Consider the following 2,257-nt stretch of genomic DNA (forward strand, 5'->3'; position numbering starts at 1 on the left):
CCCGAATCACTTACCTGAGTAAGCATGAGAGACATCCTGTCTCTCACCAGAGGCCAGCCGTTGGCTGGTCAAATTCGTTCCCAACGAATTTGTCACTCACTTGCCGCCTTCCTGCAACTTGAATTATTTAGGGTATAGATAAAAAGAAGGCAATGAGGACTTTTCGCTACGCTCAAAACCCTGCAGGGGCCTGATTTATTGGACCACTACAATTGACCCCCTCTATCTTTCGTGTAGAGTACAAGTCCTTTTTTTGGGCGGTGGTGTTTGCCATAACCCCAAAGAATATAGGCTTTACTAACCCTACGATGCTGAAACCAGTCATACAGGAGTCATCAAAACACCATCATGCGTATTACGCCGCCCTGAGTTGCCTCCCTCATTTGTCGCACTGAGTAAACCTCAGCGTGTACTCAAAAGCATCCCGTTTGCGGATGTGTTTTCTCGTTCGTAAATTTTGTGCCCCAAGGGCTGACTATATTTTAAACCTGAGAGTCTTCTATGTTGCTGTCCTCGACGCGTAAGGACTGGCTGGGTAACGTCCGTGGTGACGTACTCGCCGGTATTGTTGTTGCGCTTGCGCTTATTCCTGAATCGATCGCCTTTTCCATTATTGCGGGAGTCGATCCGCAGGTCGGGCTCTACTCCGCATTTTGTATCCCTATCGTTATGGCCTTCTTTGGTGGTCGTCCGGCGATGATCTCCTCCTCAACAGGCGCGATGGCACTGCTCATGGGGACGCTCGTTAAAGATCATGGCCTGCAGTATTTGCTTGCTGCATCCGTGTTGACTGGCTTTTTCCAGCTTGCAGCTGGTTATCTGAAGCTGGGTAGCTTGATGCGCTATGTTTCCCGGTCGGTAGTAACCGGTTTTGTCAATGCACTGGCTATCCTGATATTTATGGCTCAGTTGCCTGAACTCATTAATGTCACCTGGCACGTCTATGCGCTTACTCTCGCCGGGCTTGGCATCATCTATCTTTTCCCATACCTCAATAAAACGATTCCATCGCCGCTGGTCTGCATTGTCGGGCTGACCGCCATTTCCATGTGGCTACATCTGGATGTTCGAACTGTAGGTGACATGGGTAAGCTACCGGACAGCTTGCCGGTATTCCTGATCCCTGACATTCCGCTGAACATTGAAACATTGCTGATAATACTGCCTTACTCGGCAGGGCTGGCCGTTGTCGGACTGTTGGAGTCAATGATGACCGCCACTATCGTCGATGACATGACCGACACGTCGAGTGACAAGAACCGTGAGTGTAAAGCACAAGGTATTGCCAATATCTGTACCTCATTCATCGGTGGTATGGCAGGGTGTGCGATGATAGGTCAGTCAGTTATTAACGTGAAATCAGGTGGGCGTGGACGCCTTTCGACGTTGACTGCAGGTGTCGTGCTGCTTTGCCTCATCCTCTTCCTGCGGCAGTGGGTATCTCAAATTCCTATGGCAGCACTGGTTGCCGTGATGATCATGGTATCTATCGGCACATTTTCCTGGTGTTCTATCGCCAATTTGCGCACTCATCCCTTTTCAACCAGCATAGTGATGTTGGCTACTGTCACTGTCGTTGTGGCGACGCATAATCTTGCATTCGGTGTGTTGACCGGTGTGCTGATTGCTTCACTGAACTTCGCGACCAAGGTGGCTCGCTTCATGACGGTTTCCTCAAAAATGAAGGACGACACCCGGACTTATACCGTAACGGGTCAGGTTTTTTTCGCCTCATCTGACCGATTCTCTGGTCATTTTGATTTCCGTGAAGCAGTGAAGCATGTGGTGATTGACGTGACAAACGCGCATTTCTGGGACATTACCTCAGTGGGTGTTTTGGATAGTGTGGTGATCAAATTTCGCCGTGCGGGAGCGCAAGTTGACATCAGGGGAATGAATGAGGCAACCCGAACCATTGTTGACCGCTTTGGTGTGCATGATAAGCCAGACGAAGTGGTAAAGCTGATGGGGGAGCATTAACCAACAGAAGAACGAAATATGAAAAATACGATGGTTGTTTGAGTTAAAGAACAGCCATTAGTACGCCGAAATGGCAAATCACTGAGTGAGATGGTGCAGCAGGTCCGATTGTCATGGGGCCTGTTGCAGACAAGTGAGATATCTGAGAGGGAGGGTGTACGTAATTCTGTGTAATTGCCACCCTATTAAAGGTGAGCGCTCAGGCGATCACCAAACTCGATAATAAAGCGGCTCATCGCCAGCCGCCAGTTCTGGATCGGCATACTCCATTTTTTTG

General features: G+C 49.3%; 1 protein-coding gene. It reads left to right on the forward strand.

The window, feature by feature from the left end; all coding sequences use genetic code 11:
• Nucleotides 1–501: 501 nt before the first annotated feature.
• Complete coding sequence (locus OB87_RS19155; RefSeq protein WP_033570964.1) at nucleotides 502–1,980, forward strand: SulP family inorganic anion transporter; 1,479 nt, start codon at nucleotides 502–504, stop codon at nucleotides 1,978–1,980.
• Nucleotides 1,981–2,257: the final 277 nt, after the last annotated feature.

Source organism: Dickeya undicola, from assembly GCF_000784735.1.
In the GTDB taxonomy this organism is placed as follows: domain Bacteria; phylum Pseudomonadota; class Gammaproteobacteria; order Enterobacterales; family Enterobacteriaceae; genus Dickeya; species Dickeya undicola.

Bases quoted from the DNA above. Each gene is read 5' to 3' on its own strand.
- OB87_RS19155 (WP_033570964.1), top strand. From the start codon at position 502: ATGTTGCTGTCCTCGACGCGTAAGGACTGGCTGGGTAACGTCCGTGGT.